21 protein-coding genes and 1 riboswitch are annotated in these 16881 nt (G+C 35.6%); of the genes, 4 read left to right on the top strand and 17 right to left on the bottom strand.

Features of this window, described 5'->3' with window-relative positions:
- Positions 1-63: 63 nt before the first annotated feature.
- The 7 genes from ABF682_RS03085 to ABF682_RS03055 all read right to left on the bottom strand — a co-directional run bounded on the left by ABF682_RS03085 (position 64) and on the right by ABF682_RS03055 (position 5992).
- The gene (locus tag ABF682_RS03085) at positions 64-849 is read right to left on the bottom strand and encodes an EAL domain-containing protein (protein WP_415618987.1); all 786 of its coding nucleotides are present in this window, start codon (positions 847-849) and stop codon (positions 64-66) included.
- Positions 850-854: 5 nt separating this feature from the next.
- On the bottom strand, positions 855-2147 hold the full coding sequence (locus tag ABF682_RS03080) for a glycosyltransferase family 2 protein (RefSeq protein ID WP_415618986.1): 1293 nt from the start codon (positions 2145-2147) through the stop codon (positions 855-857).
- Entirely contained in the window at positions 2144-2623 is a 480-nt protein-coding gene (locus tag ABF682_RS03075; RefSeq protein WP_415618985.1) for a hypothetical protein, read from the bottom strand. The genes ABF682_RS03080 and ABF682_RS03075 overlap by 4 nt, the downstream gene beginning before the upstream one ends.
- Positions 2624-2902: 279 nt before the next feature.
- Positions 2903-3940 carry a tRNA (adenosine(37)-N6)-threonylcarbamoyltransferase complex transferase subunit TsaD gene (gene tsaD / locus ABF682_RS03070; protein ID WP_415618984.1) on the bottom strand — a complete coding sequence of 346 codons (1038 nt, stop codon included), beginning with the start codon at positions 3938-3940 and terminating at the stop codon, positions 2903-2905.
- The gene (rimI, locus tag ABF682_RS03065) at positions 3933-4520 is read right to left on the bottom strand and encodes a ribosomal protein S18-alanine N-acetyltransferase (protein WP_289977849.1); all 588 of its coding nucleotides are present in this window, start codon (positions 4518-4520) and stop codon (positions 3933-3935) included. The genes tsaD and rimI overlap by 8 nt, the downstream gene beginning before the upstream one ends.
- The gene (gene tsaB, locus ABF682_RS03060) at positions 4495-5220 is read right to left on the bottom strand and encodes a tRNA (adenosine(37)-N6)-threonylcarbamoyltransferase complex dimerization subunit type 1 TsaB (protein ID WP_415618983.1); all 726 of its coding nucleotides are present in this window, start codon (positions 5218-5220) and stop codon (positions 4495-4497) included. Before tsaB ends, rimI begins: the two co-directional genes overlap by 26 nt.
- Before the next feature lie 241 nt (positions 5221-5461).
- Positions 5462-5992, bottom strand: coding sequence for a folate family ECF transporter S component (locus ABF682_RS03055; RefSeq protein ID WP_289977844.1), 531 nt, complete (start codon positions 5990-5992; stop codon positions 5462-5464).
- A gap of 35 nt (positions 5993-6027) precedes the next feature.
- Positions 6028-6124, bottom strand: a riboswitch (THF riboswitch).
- Positions 6125-6425: 301 nt separating this feature from the next.
- Between ABF682_RS03055 and ABF682_RS03050 the strand changes: the two genes are divergently transcribed.
- The 3 genes from ABF682_RS03050 to ABF682_RS03040 all read left to right on the top strand — a co-directional run bounded on the left by ABF682_RS03050 (position 6426) and on the right by ABF682_RS03040 (position 9180).
- Complete coding sequence (locus ABF682_RS03050) at positions 6426-7355, top strand: hypothetical protein (protein WP_289977843.1); 930 nt, start codon at positions 6426-6428, stop codon at positions 7353-7355.
- Between the two features lie 399 nt (positions 7356-7754).
- Positions 7755-8531 carry a phosphosulfolactate synthase gene (locus ABF682_RS03045; RefSeq protein ID WP_415618982.1) on the top strand — a complete coding sequence of 259 codons (777 nt, stop codon included), beginning with the start codon at positions 7755-7757 and terminating at the stop codon, positions 8529-8531.
- Positions 8524-9180, top strand: coding sequence for a histidine phosphatase family protein (locus ABF682_RS03040; RefSeq protein ID WP_415618981.1), 657 nt, complete (start codon positions 8524-8526; stop codon positions 9178-9180). Before ABF682_RS03045 ends, ABF682_RS03040 begins: the two co-directional genes overlap by 8 nt.
- 90 nt (positions 9181-9270) lie before the next feature.
- Here the strand turns inward: ABF682_RS03040 and ABF682_RS03035 are convergent, their stop codons facing one another.
- Positions 9271-10338, bottom strand: a complete 1068-nt coding sequence (locus ABF682_RS03035; protein WP_415618980.1) for a YdcF family protein — start codon at positions 10336-10338, stop codon at positions 9271-9273.
- 158 nt (positions 10339-10496) lie between these two features.
- On the opposite strand from ABF682_RS03035, the gene ABF682_RS03030 reads away from it, so the two are divergent.
- Entirely contained in the window at positions 10497-11471 is a 975-nt protein-coding gene (locus tag ABF682_RS03030; RefSeq protein ID WP_415618979.1) for an asparaginase, read from the top strand.
- A gap of 112 nt (positions 11472-11583) precedes the next feature.
- On the opposite strand, the gene ABF682_RS03025 is transcribed toward ABF682_RS03030, so the two are convergent.
- The 9 genes from ABF682_RS03025 to ABF682_RS02985 form a co-directional block, all read right to left on the bottom strand.
- Entirely contained in the window at positions 11584-12336 is a 753-nt protein-coding gene (locus ABF682_RS03025) for an acyl-[acyl-carrier-protein] thioesterase (protein WP_415618978.1), read from the bottom strand.
- Positions 12337-12353: 17 nt separating this feature from the next.
- On the bottom strand, positions 12354-13244 hold the full coding sequence (rsmI, locus tag ABF682_RS03020; protein WP_415618977.1) for a 16S rRNA (cytidine(1402)-2'-O)-methyltransferase: 891 nt from the start codon (positions 13242-13244) through the stop codon (positions 12354-12356).
- Positions 13241-13585 carry a DNA replication initiation control protein YabA gene (locus ABF682_RS03015; RefSeq protein ID WP_289977829.1) on the bottom strand — a complete coding sequence of 115 codons (345 nt, stop codon included), beginning with the start codon at positions 13583-13585 and terminating at the stop codon, positions 13241-13243. The genes rsmI and ABF682_RS03015 overlap by 4 nt, the downstream gene beginning before the upstream one ends.
- Positions 13586-13599: 14 nt before the next feature.
- Entirely contained in the window at positions 13600-14595 is a 996-nt protein-coding gene (gene holB / locus ABF682_RS03010) for a DNA polymerase III subunit delta' (RefSeq protein WP_415618976.1), read from the bottom strand.
- A gap of 11 nt (positions 14596-14606) precedes the next feature.
- Positions 14607-14936 (bottom strand): cyclic-di-AMP receptor, encoded by a 330-nt coding sequence (locus ABF682_RS03005; RefSeq protein WP_289977826.1) that lies wholly within the window; start codon positions 14934-14936, stop codon positions 14607-14609.
- Between the two features lie 26 nt (positions 14937-14962).
- A complete protein-coding gene (tmk, locus tag ABF682_RS03000) occupies positions 14963-15601 on the bottom strand; it encodes a dTMP kinase (protein ID WP_289977823.1) in 639 nt (212 codons plus the stop codon).
- 79 nt (positions 15602-15680) lie between these two features.
- Complete coding sequence (locus ABF682_RS02995; RefSeq protein WP_289977818.1) at positions 15681-15920, bottom strand: YaaL family protein; 240 nt, start codon at positions 15918-15920, stop codon at positions 15681-15683.
- Positions 15921-15934: 14 nt separating this feature from the next.
- Complete coding sequence (gene recR / locus ABF682_RS02990) at positions 15935-16534, bottom strand: recombination mediator RecR (RefSeq protein ID WP_289977815.1); 600 nt, start codon at positions 16532-16534, stop codon at positions 15935-15937.
- Between the two features lie 29 nt (positions 16535-16563).
- Positions 16564-16878, bottom strand: coding sequence for a YbaB/EbfC family nucleoid-associated protein (locus ABF682_RS02985; protein ID WP_415618975.1), 315 nt, complete (start codon positions 16876-16878; stop codon positions 16564-16566).
- Positions 16879-16881: the final 3 nt, after the last annotated feature.

Below are 16881 nucleotides of genomic sequence, written 5' to 3'. Positions count from 1 at the left end.
GCTGCAGCAATCAACAAATCAGACCACAAATCAACTAAAAAATATAGTTACTTTTTCTTAATTTTAAAGTTCTTTTAACGGTTTTGGTCTACTTATCACAAAGCCCTCATAGGCCGAAAAATCAAATTTTTCGGATAAGGCAAACTCTTCTTCATTTTCTAGTTCCGTAATAAAAATTTTTAAATTATTTCTCTGAGCAATTCTAACCCATTTACCAATATTTAAATCAAGCCAATGTTTCTCTCCGTACTCACGATACCTAGACATTGGAATTTTAATTCCACCTACATACTTTAAAAACGGTTTGACCCTACTAAAATAATCATCTGTCGTTTCAATCCTATCAATAATTACCAAAACATCCCTATTTTTCAAAAAAGATAGTTTATTTTTCAATAATCTTGCTTGGATGAAGCCGAGGTTATTTGTAATGCTAATTTCAATCTGCAATTTTGCAGGACTCACTTTGGACTGCGCCCAATTAACAAAGTAAGTAAATCGTAAATCAGTTAACTGCTCTAAGGTAACATTTAAGGCAACAAATCCTGAAAAAGACTCATCTTTTTTAAACATTTCATTGAGCAATGTGATTGTTTCTTGTAAAGAAAAGGTCCCTAAATGTTCTGGCAAAGTCCATTGCTCTTCTTCTGAATCATAGGCACGCAAAAGGCACTCATACCCAACTAATTTATTTTGTTTATCAACTTCTGCTTGTACAAAATATGCATATTTTTTTTCTCTTTCTTTATCATAAACAATTCCGTGTTTCTTATATTTCAAGTAAAATGAAATGATAATTTCGTAAATTGCAAATATTAATACAATAATTAATACCTCAAAAAAAAACATTTTTTCTACCTCAGATTTATTTTCTTTCGTTCCGGGCTCTTCCAAACTCCGCTTTTTTTGCCTGTTAAGGTCCTTACAGCAGGAATAAAACGAGTAACAATTGTTAGAGGGTTAACAATCCAAAAAAGCAACATATATAGAGGGGCAAAGAGCAAGTATTTCATTTTTACACCTTGATTGTCCAATAACAAAGCTGTAATTAATTGTAATAACCCACCACACATTTCAAAAAACAAAAAAATAAAACTCATAATAAATGCTGTCCAAACTGTGTTGAAATCTCCAAGTAAAGAAAAATAAACAATTGATAGTAAAAAGAAAATCGATGAAAAAATATAAAAAAAAGACCAAACAATAGCCAATGTTGAATCCAAAAACATGGACATTTGGAATTTATGTTTAATTGGATGACACCGATACTCATTAAAATATGTCAGCCAAACTTCAATCCCCCCCTGGGCCCATCTTTTTCGTTGCTTATATAGCTCCCCTAATTTTTCGGGAACATTCATGTGAAATAATATTTCAGGTGCAAACTTAGGAATCACTCCAAATTTTTGGTGATCCCATGCAATACTAATATCTTCAGTAATTCTATTCTGTCGAAACCCACCCACGTCGACCAAAAATTTTTTCCTATACATTGTATTAGCGCCACTATATGCATACATCGAATTATTAACTGCTGTTTGCGTTCTTTTGATAATACCCACAATACTTGAAAACTCAACAGTTTGTGATTTGCCCAATAGAGTAGTTCGATTCTGAACATCCATATTTACGGTTACAGCTGCTGTATTTAGATCTGTACTGTTCAAAAAATAATGCATGTACTTTTTAAGTGCATTTGTTTCTGGCAATGTATCTGCATCATTACTTAAAATATATTCTCCTCGTGCAAAGGCTATGCCAATGTTGAACGCATGCGCTTTTCCTTTGTTTTGTTCAATATTAATGATACGTAAATTATCAAACTTTTTTTGAGCACTCTTTAATATTTCTAATGTTGAATCTGTAGATGCATCATTAAGAACCAAAATTTCATAATTTTTATAATTTAACTTTGTTGAGAGATACTTAATTGTATCAGCAATCATAATCTCTTCGTTATGTGCAGAAACCATTATGGTAATAAATGGCTCTGCTATATCAATAATGGAAGTCAGATTCTCTTTTTTACTTTTTCTCAAATATTTATACGATAACCCACCAATAAACCAGTTAACTGAGCCAACAATTGGATAGATAGATAATAAAATTAAACAAGATTGTACGATAAGTAATATTCCATTTTTCATTTATTCCCCCCTTTAACGACATTGAAAATTTCATCATCTGCCAAGTTATCTTCTTCTTTTAATGAATAAAAACTAATTGATTCCCGATACTTTTTGGAACCAAACTTTCGATTGGCATAAGCTTCAAACCTCTCTTGACGCCTTAGGTCTTCCATCGAATCAAATAGTGGCCATTTCTCGGATAAAGCCTCTCTTCTATTATTTTGAACAATTGTGGAAGTTATTGTAAAAATAACACCAATAATTGTAAAAAAAACTAGTAATTCAAAAATTATCTTAAACGTCTGAAATTCAAAATCATACTTCCAAAAATTTAGTTTACTATTTAACTCCCAGCGTGTTACTGAAAAGGAGAAACCAGTAATTATGACTGGTATTATTACAAAAGCCCATGAAAATATTGCAACTAAAGTCTGCCATATTTTCAATCCAAGATGTCCTTTCTCAAAAAACAAATCATCGTAATTATCTTTCACTTTTAAACCTCCTTTACGTACTTTTAAATGTAATAATTATTGACACAAAACAATCTTATTATAATTCAAAAAGCAACAAAAAGCATCTATGAAATAATGCAAATAATCATACTAATCTTTAGCAATCTAACCTATAGTTTACGAAACTAATTGTTTGAATGAATACATTTAAAAGAATAAGGAAAACGATTATGCAGCCATAAAGAACCACCTTTAATTTCAGAAATTGTTATAATTTCCAGCATATGTATATATATACATATCCCCTTTCTCGTACCCTTATCTTTCTTCATCAAACCATTCAAATTCTAAACTAGGATCTGCATTTAACGCTAACCCTGCAACTTCTCCATTTTTCCATGCGATATAACCAGCTGCACCAATCATTGCAGCATTATCACCACATAATTTTAATGGGGCCTTGATTAATTCAATGTCAGTATGTTTACTTATTAGTCGATCTAAACCATCTCTTATTCCCTGATTAGCTGCAACTCCGCCCGCTAAAACCAACTGTCTGACTGGAAATACATTAAGTGCATGCTCGGTTTTATGCAATAACACATCAATTACACTCTGCTGAAAACTTGCAGCTAAATCATCAGTGTTAAGCTTTTCTCCAACTTGATCTGCATGGTGGACAGTATTAATAAATGCACTCTTAAGACCGCTGAAGCTAAAATCAAAGTTGTCTTCCTTGAACATTGCTCTTGGAAATGAAAAAGTATCACTTCCTTTATGAGCCATTTCATCAATCTGTTTGCCCGCAGGATACGTTAATCCCAAAACACGACCGATTTTGTCATAAGCTTCACCTGCTGCATCATCGCGGGTCTCGCCAATAATCTGATATTCATTCTCTTTGGGTAAATAAACTAATTCGGTATGACCACCTGACACTAGCAAAGCCATTGCTGGAAATTTGATTTCACTTGTAAATCTTGCAGCATAAATGTGCCCTGCCATATGGTTCACAGGAATTAATGGCAAGTCATGTGAAAATGCAACTACCTTGGCACATGCAACACCGACAAGCAATGCCCCAACTAGTCCTGGCCCATATGTGACTGCTACCGCAGAAAGATCGCTATATGTTACGTTTGCTTCAGTCATAGCGTCCTCCAAACACATTGTCACTTGCTCAATATGGTGCCTGCTCGCAACCTCTGGTACAACCCCTCCGAATCTTTTATGACTTTTAATCTGAGTTGCAACAATGTTTGACAAAATCTTGTTACCATCTTCGATAACAGCCACACTTGTTTCATCGCAACTTGATTCAAAAGCTAAAATCAATTCTCTTTTCTGATTATTCATTTACCGATTCCTTCTTGTTTTTTATTGATAAGCGCATATCTACAGCATCCTCATGATTAGACTGATAATAAGACTTTTTTAACCCGATGTTCTTAAATCCGATTGTACTGTAAAGTTTTTGAGCACGCACATTACTCAAACGTGTTTCAAGAGACAGTGAAGAATACTCATTGAACCTTGCACACTTAATCATCGTTTGAATTAGAAACTGTCCCAAACCTCGATTTTGAAAATCAGGATCCACCGCAACGTTTGAGATGTGAACATCTCTGACTTTTTGGTTAAATGATGCACCAATAAAAGCAACAAGTCGATCATTTTGCCGCATTATTAAATACAATTTATTCTTTTCATTACGTAATTCACTCTCAAAAACTGTTTCATCCCAAGAGTTATCATCCATGTAAACCAATTTTTGCAGTCTAAGCATTTCAGCTACATCAGGAACCACAGCTCTGCATAAAAGATATTCACTATCATGTATTACAACTCTTTGATTGTCAAAAGTTAATGAAGTATCTTCAAAGTAATTAAAGCAATAATCCAAAATTTTGTTAAATTTTCTCAACAAATGCTTCATCTGCTTCCCCCTGATGCTTTTCTAACCATTGGCTTTCTGCCTGCGTTAATCTCAGATAATCAGGTACAAAGCTATGAATCTCAACTGGTTTTTCTTCTAAGCCCAACAGTCCTAGATGATAAGCTTGCGGATAATCGGTTTCCATGCTCGAAAAAGCAACCTGTTGCTCTTTACTCGTCTGCTCTAAAATTTGTTTTTTAAATTTGTGGCTGTCGCTTCCAACAAAAATCAGCCGTTTATACTTTTTGATTTGCTCAAGCAACTCGACTAATGAAACATGTTGATCAGAAATTACATTAACAAGTTCAATGCCAGCCTTGCTGTAAACCCCAGCGAAGACATTACCGCGTCTTGCATCAAAAAGCGGAACTATCATTGTTCCTTCTTCATTAATTCCATCCGCTAAAACTGCTAAGCTTGAAACCCCCACCAGCTCTTTTGTGAGCGTAAATGCAAATGTTTTAGCCGTTGTGACTCCTATCCGTAAACCAGTGTACGAACCCGGCCCCTTTGCAACTACAAATCTATCGATATCTGTCGGCTTCATTCCAACACTACTCAATAGATTAGCAATTTGCGGCATCAATGTTACACTGTGATTTCTTGCTTGATTTGTGGTAATTGTTGCTACTAACTCTTTATCTTTTAATATTGCAATACTCAAAGGTTGATTTGAGGTATCAATTGCCAATATGTTCATTTTATTTACCGCCCCGATTTATCTTTAAATTCCATGAATAATACTAACACAATTATTATATGAACAGTTCTGTATGCTAATTTTTTAATCATTGTAATAAATCTTTAAGAACAATTCTCAGACATTCACTACTATTTCATTTTACTATAAAAATATGGTTTAAAAAAACGATGAGTGGAATTATATATAATTTCCGCCATCGTTAATTTGAATTTTAAATTTTATTGTTTACTGTCACAACTCAGTCAATCCGTTTAACCAGTCCGGCCAAAGCTTTATTCTTGCCAACAACATACAGTAAAATAATCTGGACTGGAATCATTAACAATTCCTTAACGAACCGCATTGGGAAAATTGCCCAAAAATTAGCATGATATAAAAGGGTTAACCAATAGGTGTTCATTACTGCATCTACAAGGAAAACGTTAACCAATACGGCAATGATAATTCTTGCCACAGTGATATCCTTCTTATAGAACAAGAGTCCGTAGACAAAAGCCCCTACAAAAGCGGAAATTGTGAAACCTGCAAAATATCCTCCAAGACCTCCAAAAACCAGCGTCCCGATAATATCTGCACATGCCGCACCAATTGCTCCTAATAACGGACCAAACCAATATGACATAAAAAATACTATCACGAAAGTAAAACTGATTCTAACAGACCAGATTCCAAACGATAAAAACTTAGCTACAACAATATTGAGAGCGATTAATAAGCCCATCAACACAATATTGCGCACCGACAAACGTGAAACAAAACTACTATTCATATAAGACATCTCCTCTTTGGAGTTGCCACAAAAAATGCGGCGAATGCGAAAATAAAACCGCAGGCGCTAGCCTTTCGTCCAGAAGACACATTCCGTCCTTCCAGCACTTGACGCTCTATTTTCTACCCCGAAATTTGTACTGTGTGTACCAAAATAGTGTATCACATTTACATACTTAATTGTTACAATTTTTCTCAGAATAATCAAAAATAGTATTTGTAAAACTCAAAAAGGGCAACTATATCTCAAACACTTATAGTTTCAGCTGAATAAGTTCAGGATACACCCCGTTTTCACAATTTTAAAATCGCCTTTTTTGTGAAATTCATGTAATATCTTTTTGAATATTTGCTTTATTTCTGCATTTAAGGTCAAATTAGTGTTAACATCGATTCATGAGCTAATAATAATTTATGAGATGAGGTTACATATTGTGATAAAAAATCTTTATAATCCATTAAAATCTTACTTTGGAGAGAATAAAACCATCTTCAAAAACAATTGGCTTTTTGCTGGTATAATATACGTTTTGCTTATTCTTATAGCAAGTATATTGTTTTTGCTAGACTATGAACTTTTCGCGGTAGGTGTTTCATCAATTTCTACAAGCATTACACTTTTATTATACGGGCAATCAAGCTATCTAATATTCATTAACCTTTTAGAAATAATTGGCAGTCTGATCCTGTTCTTCTTAATTGCACTGTTTTGCTTCTTCATTCGAACAACTATTCAATATGCTGTTCAAGACACTCTGAAGAATGAGCTTGCAAAGGTTTCTTTCTCTAGTGTCTTTAAAAAATTTAAGCAATTAAATAAGAATCAAGTACTTCGTTTATTCTGCTACTTTGCACTATTCATTTTTTTGTGGTTGTTGCCTTTGCTTGTGATTCATCTATTTACTAGCAAAATTGAAATTGTTACGGCTCTTCTACAATTCCTCTTTTTCGTTGTACTACTTTGGAAAGGGATTGATTACTCGCAGGCACTTTTTCTATATCGGGAAAATCAGCCGCAGTTTCTGGGACAATCACAGCGTTACGCATTAAAGGCAAGCAAACGTTTCATTAGAAGTTTACGTTTCAAATACCTATTATTATTAATCGGTTTATGTATTCCACTAGCCGTTTGGATTGGTCTTTGGAGCATAGTTACTTATTTTGGATTCTACATTTGGGAACCAATCATGATTTATGGTGGACCTTTTGTTGGAGTTATTGGTGGCTGTTTCTACCTACCATTTGTTCAATTCACACTCGCTTACTTTTATGAGAAAAATAATAACAGTGACTTGCTTGAAAAGTCCTTTCGTGACTGTTTCAAACCAGTCGGAAAACTCACTGGTGAAGCATACAAAAATTAACTAATTTTTACTAGGGGAAATACGACGATATCAGATATTAAAGCTTGGGTATTGTCACAAGATTACTCATAAGGTGTTACTTGCTATGAGTAATTCAAAGTTAAAAATTAGCCAAGACTTTATAATTTTGTGAAACACATTTATAGGAAATCGAATAGGGGAGTTAGGTCAAAATTCAACTTTTGACCTGTCTTCTTTTTTATTTCAGATAAACGGGTTCTATAAGTTAAAATTCTCCCCTTAATTCCAAATCATTCGTAGCAAAGGACACTCTATATTCATAATTTCGTATTAGTGCTCAAATTTTGCCACCCTTGTACTGACTGACCGTTCGCTAATCTCATACAAAAGCATTTGTATTACACTGATTTTATATACTTCAAAAAGGAGACATCATTCATGCATGCATATAATTTTTTAAATAACGTTCCTCATCTTAAAACAAAAAGAACTGGGCTAAGTATGATTCTGGACAAAGGACTAGGCTTGAACGCCGCATCTGATTTAGCCCAAAGTGCTGGCGAATACATTGATTTCATTAAATTTGGTTGGGGAACTGCAGCTACCTTTGAATCTGCTTTGGTAATTCAAAAAAACAAGATATATCATGCTAATCAGATATTGACTTATCCTGGCAGAACTTTGCTGGAAGTTGCAATTCAAACAAAGAAACTAGACCAATTCTTCAAAGAAACAGCTCGCTTAGGCTTCAATGCAATTGAAGTCAGTGATGGCTCGACATCAATTGCTAAAGAAATTCGGGATAATGTCATCTTCTTAGCGCGCGAAAAAGGATTCTTTGTGATTTCTGAAGTTGGCAAAAAAAATCCGCTATTAGATCATAAATTCAGCATTGAAACTCGAGCAGCACAAATCAAATCCGACCTCACTTCTGGATCAAACTTAGTAATTATTGAAGCGCGTGAGGCAGGCAAAAACATTGGTATTTATGACGAAAATGGTAATATCCTTTTGGAAGAACTCGATACGTTAGCAAAAATCGGGATTGATAAACTAATCTTTGAAGCACCTTTGAAAAAACAGCAAGTCGACTTAATTTTAAAACTCGGTCCCCAAGTTAACCTCGGTAATATTGCGTCTGCTGATGCGACTTCCCTTGAGACTTTGCGAACTGGTCTGCGCGGAGATACAGTAGGTAAAATTAATAATGGCTAAAAGAATTATTTTTGTTCGTCATGGTAAAACACAATGGAATGTTGAAGGAAGGTTGCAAGGAGCACATGGTGATAGTCCACTTATAGACACTCCAGAGATCCAATCTGATTTAAAAGCGCTTGCTGCTTATCTAAAACTTGCTGGTATTTCAGCTGTCTACTCTAGTCCACTTAAGCGTGCGTATAAAACTGCAGCATTGCTTTCTTCACAAATTTCTTCCAACCTCAACATAACAGCTGACCCAGACCTAGCAGAGCTTTCGTTTGGCTCTTTTGAAGGTCTCAAGAAAGAAATACTGCTGACAGATTATCCTTTTGAATTTGCTTTATTGTCTTCTAGAACAGATGATCCGTGTCTCCAAACCTTAGGAATTGAATCCTTCCTAAGTGCTCAAAAAAGATTCTGCAAGGCGATCGCCAATATTACTGCAACAATGGAAGATAATCAGGTTGTTCTTATAGTCTCACATGGCGCAATCAGTCAATTAGGCATTCAGCATTTAACAAGGAATGACTATCTTAGTGGACTTTCAAATCTATCTTTATCGCAAGTTGTTGAGCAAAATGGCCACTATATTATTGAAAAATATAACGAAACTGCCTTCCTAACTCATCCAGTGATTCAGCAAAAAAATACTTCAATTAAGTAATCTAATAAAAGATAAAAGGACCTTCTAAAGTTTAAGCAAGAACATCTTCTTTTTGGTGTGCTCATTTTAGAAAGTCCCTTTATAATTTCACTACTTAAGATATACATCAAGAATTGCTAATCCGAGATTCAACAATAATAATAGTGTTAGTACCACCACATGAAAGTTTTTGTGCCGCATTAAAATTGCGATATACTCTCTAATAAAAGCATTAGGTATAAAGAACCTGCTTGTTTTAGCACCAATTCCATCAATATTAAGCCCAACATACCTGGCAAATCCTGCTGCCCTAAATGTATGATAATCACTTGTTGAAAAAACACCTGCATCTAGCTGTAATCCCTGTTCAATGACTATTTTCTTTGAGAATAACATATTCTGGTATGTATTTTTTGACTTTGTCTCTGTAAATAACTCTAGATCTTGCATGTCATGACTTACTGCATATTCTTTCATGGCTTGGCCTTCAGGAACGGTTTCATCTTTACCCTGACCACCTGAAAAAATTACAATTGGTTTGGTTTTATTTTTTTTGAACTGTAATTCACAGAAATCTTTAGCCCTCATAATTCTTGAAGCCAGCAGTGGTGAAACACGATTGCCATCTAATAATCCCGCACCCAAAACAATAATATATTTTTTGTCCAATCTTGGCGGCAGAAATCGTGTGATTAAAAAGGATGTAATGAAATTCAGCAGCCAAAAAACACAATATCCAACAACTATTAAAATAGAACTAATGATCATCCCTGCTACATGGCTGGGTAAAATTGCTCTCAGTCCTCCAAATACTAGTGGACTAACGATAATCATTATTCCAAGAATTAATGTTAGCATATTGCCGAGAGTATGGCTCTCCTTTCGCCAAACAATCAAAGCATTCCACAGCAACAAAAAACCTAGCAGCAAATATACGACGAAGATTGGAATCAATATGATAACTGCTAAAATTAAAATTCCATACTCCAGCCATAGTAACTGGCTGTAGACCGCTGTTAAAATAATTGTTATCGCTAGGACAATCAATGTTGCATTGCCCAGAATACCATTCAACAATCTAAATTTATTTTTCTTTAAACTAATTGCTAATATTGCTCCAACTGCGACAAGAAAAAGCCATGAAGAAATAATCATAATTGTTCCTAAACTAACTTGCACTTTAGATCCCCCTATATAATTCTTTGTTATAATTTTAACAGATATATCTTATACTTTACATGTCAACTAGCAGCTATCTTGAACTATTTTTATAGCTGGCATTTAATTCACCGAGTGTATATAATAAAACAGTCAATTCTTATAGGAGGTTCCCAGTAATGAAAACAATACTCATACTGCATACTGGCGGTACAATCGCAATGTCGCAAAATGAAGATGGCGGTGTCGCTCCTGGTAGCGCTAATCCCTTAGATACATTTGAAAACCCTTTTCTTGGTAAATTAAATCTGATTACAGAGGATGTCTTTAATCTTCCTTCTCCTCATATTGGACCTGACGAAATGCTGATACTGCAAAAAAGAATATTACAGGCAGTAACGGAAAATATTGACGGTGTTGTTGTCACTCATGGCACAGATACTCTTGAAGAAACAGCATATTTTCTTGATTTGACCGTTCCAAATGACTTCCCTGTAGTTGTGACAGGAGCAATGCGTTCCGCAAATGAAATTGGTTCTGATGGTCTTCACAATTTTCAAACAGCCATTCAAACTGCGGCAAGTGATGAAGCAAGAAATAAAGGTGTACTGGTTGTGATGAATGACGAAATTCACACTGCTCGCTACGTTACAAAAACGCATACTACTAATGTTGCAACCTTCCGTACACCTACATTCGGCCCAATTGGATTAGTAACCAAAGATCGTGTCTTCTTCTATGAACAACTGCTGCTCAACGACTATCATCCAATCAATCATGTTGTAAAACATGTCTATCTGATAAAGGCATACGCCGGGATGGATCCTGAAATATTGGAATTTATGGACAATGATAAAACAAACGGTATTGTAATTGAGGCCTTAGGAGCTGGTAACTTGCCTCCGCATGTTCTACCTGCACTTAAGAAATTACTGGCTCGTAAAATACCGATTGTGCTAGTCTCACGCTGCTTCAACGGCATTGCTCAAAAAGTATATTCATACGATGGTGGTGGAATCCAACTAAACAATCTAGGTGTTACGTTCTGCCATGGCTTAAATGGTCAAAAGGCACGTATCAAGCTATTAGTTGGCCTCAGTGCAGGTCTTTCAACTACAGAATTGACTAACTTCTTGGGTGATGCTGTTTCGTAAGTATAATTCTTTATGCATGTTAATAAATTAAAAAAAGTATCAATATGTTAGACAGAATGTTCCCTCCAGCTTAACATACTAATGCTTTTTTATTTTTACACACAAAATTTTTCTAACTGCTAATTTTAGATCTCCACGTACAACAAGCATAGCAGCTTTCTTCTTCACCCGCTTTAACCAAATGATAAGTTATCAACTGATTTTCAGCCATCCTAGTCTCGGTGTTAACCATCTCACCATAATGAACCTCACGTTTATACTTAATATTCATTTCTACGAGCGTGTGTGTCACTAGGAACTCCTCAGTTAGCCCATCAATCATCCAATCAAAATAGTGGACGTTGTTAACGTGCTGATTTGAGTCAATATCCATAAAGCGTACCCGATAGTTTTTTTCTGAAATCAATTGGCTAGTGTCATCACTTTTTGGATCAGGTACACGCTCAATCTTAGTAGTATATTCGCTCTTATATGGCTCAATAAACTCTGGCAGCAAACGTGCAATCTTCCTTTTTCTCTGATCCATCAAGACGAAAACACTGTGCATTTTTACAATGATAGTTCCTCTTTCATCCTCAATCCAGAAATCACGATAACAAAAATAACGATTATATGAATCAGCCCTAGTAAATATTCTTATATTCTCACCATAAACCGGCAATCTTTCAACTTTCAGGACATGCTGCGTAATTACCCAGCCATAACCTTTTTCATTTAATTTTTCTTCAGTCAAACCCAATTGGATACTCTGATCTTGTGAAGTCAACATCAAGATATTTACCAACATCCCGATTGTTGTTTTTCTAGTCCGATCAGTTTCGTAAAAAAGAACTTTATGGGACTCACTAAAAATATTTTCTTTCAAAAAACCGCCGTCTTTCTCTATGCATCAATATGATGAAAAGTATTGTAAACTACTTGCTTTCTCAAATTGTTTTTCTTTGCAACTTCCTTAATTGCATCATTCGTCCGATAATCCTCTTTATTAATCAAGTTAGCAACCTGTTCTTCTACTGGCACTCCACTGATTGCCTCTAACTCATCTTCTTCTGGGCTATCTGGGCTTCCTTCCATGATAATGCAAAATTCACCACGAACCTGTTCTGTTTTGGCCCATTCAAGTGCTTCGGCAACCGTACCTCTGATGAACTCTTCATATCTTTTGGTAAGCTCTCGACACAAAACAATTTTTCTTGTTCCACCAAAAAAGACCTGAAAGGACGCTAATGTTTTTTTCAGGCGGTGCGGTGCCTCATAAAAAATCAATGTCTCTTCTTTTTTTGCCAGAGATTCCAACTGCTCTTCTTTTTCCTTTTTTCGTCGTGAAATAAATCCAATAAATGTAAAGGGCTGCGGAACCAGTCCTGAAGCAATCAATGCGCTCAACCCCGCATTTGCACCAGGTAATGGGATAACCGAAATTCCTGAATTGATGCACGCTACAACTAATTCATGTCCAGGATCACTAATTGATGGCGTCCCTGCATCACTAACTTGCGCAATCGTAATTCCTTCAGCTAGTTTCTTTAATAGTTGAGGAATTCTTGCCTGTGTATTGTGTTCGTGAAAGCTAATCTGCGGTGTCTTAATTTCAAAATGATTCAATAATTTCTGAGTATTACGCGTATCTTCCGCCGCAATTAGATCTGCCTCCTTGAGAACATCAACTGCTCGATAGGTCATGTCCCCCAAATTACCTATTGGCGTTGGTACTAAATAAAGTGACCCTTGGGTTTCTTCTTGCCGATAGCTGCTCATCTTCTCTAATGTCATTGGCGTCTCTCCCCATAAATTACATCTTGGCAAAAGACACAGGGTTCATCGTTAATTCTTCTAGTTCCATACATACTATCAACATTGCATACATGAAATCCTTCTTCGTATAGCATCTCTAAGTTTTTGCGTGACTTAGATAATCCGACTTGTTCATCAGACTGCTTTTGTTCTTCTAATTCTTTCAGATGAACTCGCAAATGCTGGTTCTCAATCTCTAATTCTGCATTTTTTTCAATGACTTTTGTCATCTCTGCTTTTATCAGTTCAATTTTTTCAATCATCATCTGAGCTTCTGCACCTAAATCGGAGAATCCATCATATAATTCTCGCTTGTTCAAAAAATCACCTTCGTTTATGCGTGATAACATTGACTTAAATCAATGGTCAATGCTTCAATAACATTCTGGAACGAGACATTCACCGCTAACTTCCTTCTCGTCTCTAGAACTAACTCAACAGCTTCCATAACCCTGCCAGCTGTCAATCCTGCTATTAATACTGTGAAGTCTGCTTCAAATTTCACGAAAATATTATCCTTCTCACCATAATATACAGATATTGAGTTTTTAACAAGTAAGATTATTAAATTCAATAAAATAACTTCATCATCTTTATTATTTATTAGTGGCAATAAACTTGTTTGAACTTCCACAAAACATCTTGCGTCTCCTTGTAAAATATGTAAGTACCAGACACATACATTCTGGACAAGTTTATCAAAATCTTCAGTTGCTGCTATTTTTTCAGATTCAGCTAGACTATTTGCCAGATTACCCAAAATAACTGCTTTATCTGCCGGAACTCCTATTTTTTTTAACGCAGCTGCCAGTTGAGTACTAGAGGGTTGTGTAAGTTCAAACACTTGGCACCGCGAGACAATTGTTGGCAAGATTCGATTGACCGTTTCCGTCAACAAAAATGCAACTACAGTCCCACTAGGTTCTTCAAGAAACTTCAACAGACTATTAGCAGCACTTGCCGTCATTTTATCAGCATCTTCAATAATAAAGGTCTTTTGCTTGCCTTCAATCCCACTCTTGCTAAACTCTGACTTCAAGAAGCGAATCTGATCAACTTTGATTGATAACCCGTCAGGCGCAACATGTACAACATCTGGATGGTTACCGCTTGCAATTCTCCGACATTCTTCGCAATCTAAACAAGGTCTACCCGCAATCTTATTTTGACAGAAGATTCCCTGAATAATCCACAACGCTAATGCTTTTTTACCGATGCCTTTTGGACCAGTCAATAAGTAAGCATGTGCTAAGTGACCTTGTTTTATCATATTAGCAAAATAATCAGTTAAAACTATTTGCTGCTTTTGGATTTCATTGTTATCACTCATAGTCTACAAACCTAAAATTGTTGGAAAGAATCAATTGGTAATACAAAGACTGTTGCTCCTCCAACTTGAACCTCTACAGGGTACGCAGCAGACGAGTCCATTGAAGCATCTAAATTAATTGGAGGTGTCATGAATTGTTTACGTGTTCTTGATGTCTCACGAATAAGCTCGAGTACTTCTTCAATTCGTTCTTCTTCAATTCCAATCATAAATGTTGTATTACCTGATTTTAGAAAACCACCAGTTGTTGATAACTTTGTTGCACGAATATTAGATTCAATAAACAAATTGCTTAATCGATTACTATCTTTGTCTTGGACAATCGCGATGATCATTTTCATTTTCTTTTTCCTCCATCTTTGAATCCTTATTTAAAAAGATCTGGTAATCTTATTCTCATTTGATTAACTGTAAGTTCGATAACTTCATTCAAAGGACGAGAAGCATCAATCACAATAATTCGTTCAGGATTATTCTGTGCGAGTTTTAAATATGCAGCATGTACAGTGTTATGGAAATCCAAGGACTCCTTATCAAGCCTATTTATCTCGTTTTGTCTGTGTTCTTTGATACGATTTAATCCTATTTTCGGCAATAAATCAAAATAAAAAGTAAAATCTGGAGTAAGACCTTCCGTAGCAAAAAGATTCATTTGTAAGACTTCTTCTTCACCCAATCCCCGCCCAGCGCCCTGATAAACGATTGAACTATCTACATAACGATCACAAAGAACTAGTTTTTCTTGTCTCAATGCTGGTAAAACACTCTCGATTAAATGCTGTCTCCGTGCTGCCGCATAAAGCAAAGCCTCAGTTCTTGCATCCATCTCAACCAATTCGGTATCTAAAATTATATCCCGAATTGCCTCAGATATGCGATTACCCCCTGGTTCTCTCGTTAATAGATACTTCTTATTATGTTTCCTTAATAAACTAACTATTCCCTGCAAAACACTGGTTTTCCCGGATCCTTCTGGGCCTTCAAAAGTTACAAATTTTCCACTCACACATTTGACCTCACTAACTTACTCATAATTCTATTTTACTTTACTAATTCCTAGCTGTCTAACAATCTTAACTTCAAATTTAATGTTCAATTATTGAAGACTGCACATGCCCGCGAACTTTCCTTCTGCGAGCTTCCATATATAGAAATGCATATTTTGCACCTTCAAGCATGGTTTGGGCAATTAACTCACTATCTTCTTCTCTGACTGCCCTTTGAGTTTGTTTAGCCTGTTCCCATTGAGCAGCTGCTAAATCAATCGTATTAAGCAGTCTTTCATCATATTCTTTTCTTAACCTCTGCTGCTTCTTGCCAAACATCTCAATCATCCTCTCTAAATTTCTTGACGACCTTCAATTGCTTTAAACAATGTCATCTCATCTGCATATTCAATATCACTGCCTACCGCTAATCCATGAGCTAATCTCGTTACTTTTATTTGTGCTGGCTTAATCAACCGTGAGATATACATCGCGGTTGCTTCGCCTTCTGGAGTCGCATTAGTTGCAATAATTACCTCTGTCAAAGCCGTATTTTTTTGAAGTCTTTTGACGAGGCCAGTGATATTAATATCTTCAGGGCCTTTACCTTCCATGGGAGATAAAACACCATGCAAAACATGATACAGCCCATGATATTCCCGCATTCTTTCAAGTGACATTACATCTTTAGGCTGTTCAACAACAATGACTTTTGTCTGGTCCCGCTGTTTATCAGCACAAATGATACATGGATCGCTTTCCGTTATATTTCCGCAGATACTGCAATAATGCAAATCTTTTTTTGCAGTGATTAATGATTGTGCAAAATCATTTACGTCCTCTTCTTGCATATCAATTGTAAAGAAAGCTAAACGGGTCGCTGTTTTCTCCCCAATTCCAGGTAATTTTAGGTAGCTATCAATCAATTTGGCAATTGGTTCTGGATATTGCATATTAACATTCCTCTCTGCCTAATTTATAATTAAAATCCTGGAATATTTTGTGAGTACTTGCCCATTGTCTGTTGCGTTTGCTTGTCAATTTTTGCAATTGCATCATTGACTGCCATTATTACTAAATCTTGCAGCATATCAATATCGTCAGGATCTACAGCTTCAGGCTTAATTTGAAGATCCTTCATTTCTTTCTTTCCATCAAATGTTGCAACTACTAAATCATCTGCTGATTTCCCTGTAAATTCTTGTTTCTCAAGCTCTTCTTGGTCCTTCTTCATATTCTTTTGCATCTTCTGCATTTGTTTCATCATACCTTGCATATTTCCCATTCCACGCATCATAAT

This window comes from Liquorilactobacillus sp., assembly GCF_047719775.1.
In the GTDB taxonomy this organism is placed as follows: Bacteria; Bacillota; Bacilli; order Lactobacillales; family Lactobacillaceae; genus Liquorilactobacillus.
The sequence above is the reverse complement of the archived record's forward strand: the minus strand, read 5'-3'. Positions and strand labels throughout refer to the sequence as shown.

Excerpts from the sequence above, each read along its gene's own strand:
- tsaD (WP_415618984.1), bottom strand. The coding sequence starts at position 3,940 with ATGAATAATCAGAAAAGAGAATTGATTTTAGCTTTTGAATCAAGTTGC.
- rsmI (WP_415618977.1), bottom strand. The coding sequence starts at position 13,244 with ATGACATTAGAGAAGATGAGCAGCTATCGGCAAGAAGAAACCCAAGGG.
- ABF682_RS03005 (WP_289977826.1), bottom strand. The coding sequence starts at position 14,936 with ATGAAAATGATCATCGCGATTGTCCAAGACAAAGATAGTAATCGATTA.
- ABF682_RS03040 (WP_415618981.1), top strand. The coding sequence starts at position 8,524 with ATGGCTAAAAGAATTATTTTTGTTCGTCATGGTAAAACACAATGGAAT.
- ABF682_RS03055 (WP_289977844.1), bottom strand. The coding sequence starts at position 5,992 with ATGAATAGTAGTTTTGTTTCACGTTTGTCGGTGCGCAATATTGTGTTG.
- ABF682_RS03030 (WP_415618979.1), top strand. The coding sequence starts at position 10,497 with ATGAAAACAATACTCATACTGCATACTGGCGGTACAATCGCAATGTCG.
- ABF682_RS03045 (WP_415618982.1), top strand. The coding sequence starts at position 7,755 with ATGCATGCATATAATTTTTTAAATAACGTTCCTCATCTTAAAACAAAA.
- rimI (WP_289977849.1), bottom strand. The coding sequence starts at position 4,520 with ATGAAGCATTTGTTGAGAAAATTTAACAAAATTTTGGATTATTGCTTT.
- ABF682_RS03080 (WP_415618986.1), bottom strand. The coding sequence starts at position 2,147 with ATGAAAAATGGAATATTACTTATCGTACAATCTTGTTTAATTTTATTA.
- recR (WP_289977815.1), bottom strand. The coding sequence starts at position 16,534 with ATGCAATATCCAGAACCAATTGCCAAATTGATTGATAGCTACCTAAAA.
- ABF682_RS02985 (WP_415618975.1), bottom strand. The coding sequence starts at position 16,878 with ATGATGCGTGGAATGGGAAATATGCAAGGTATGATGAAACAAATGCAG.
- ABF682_RS02995 (WP_289977818.1), bottom strand. The coding sequence starts at position 15,920 with ATGTTTGGCAAGAAGCAGCAGAGGTTAAGAAAAGAATATGATGAAAGA.
- tsaB (WP_415618983.1), bottom strand. The coding sequence starts at position 5,220 with ATGAACATATTGGCAATTGATACCTCAAATCAACCTTTGAGTATTGCA.
- ABF682_RS03085 (WP_415618987.1), bottom strand. The coding sequence starts at position 849 with ATGTTTTTTTTTGAGGTATTAATTATTGTATTAATATTTGCAATTTAC.
- holB (WP_415618976.1), bottom strand. The coding sequence starts at position 14,595 with ATGAGTGATAACAATGAAATCCAAAAGCAGCAAATAGTTTTAACTGAT.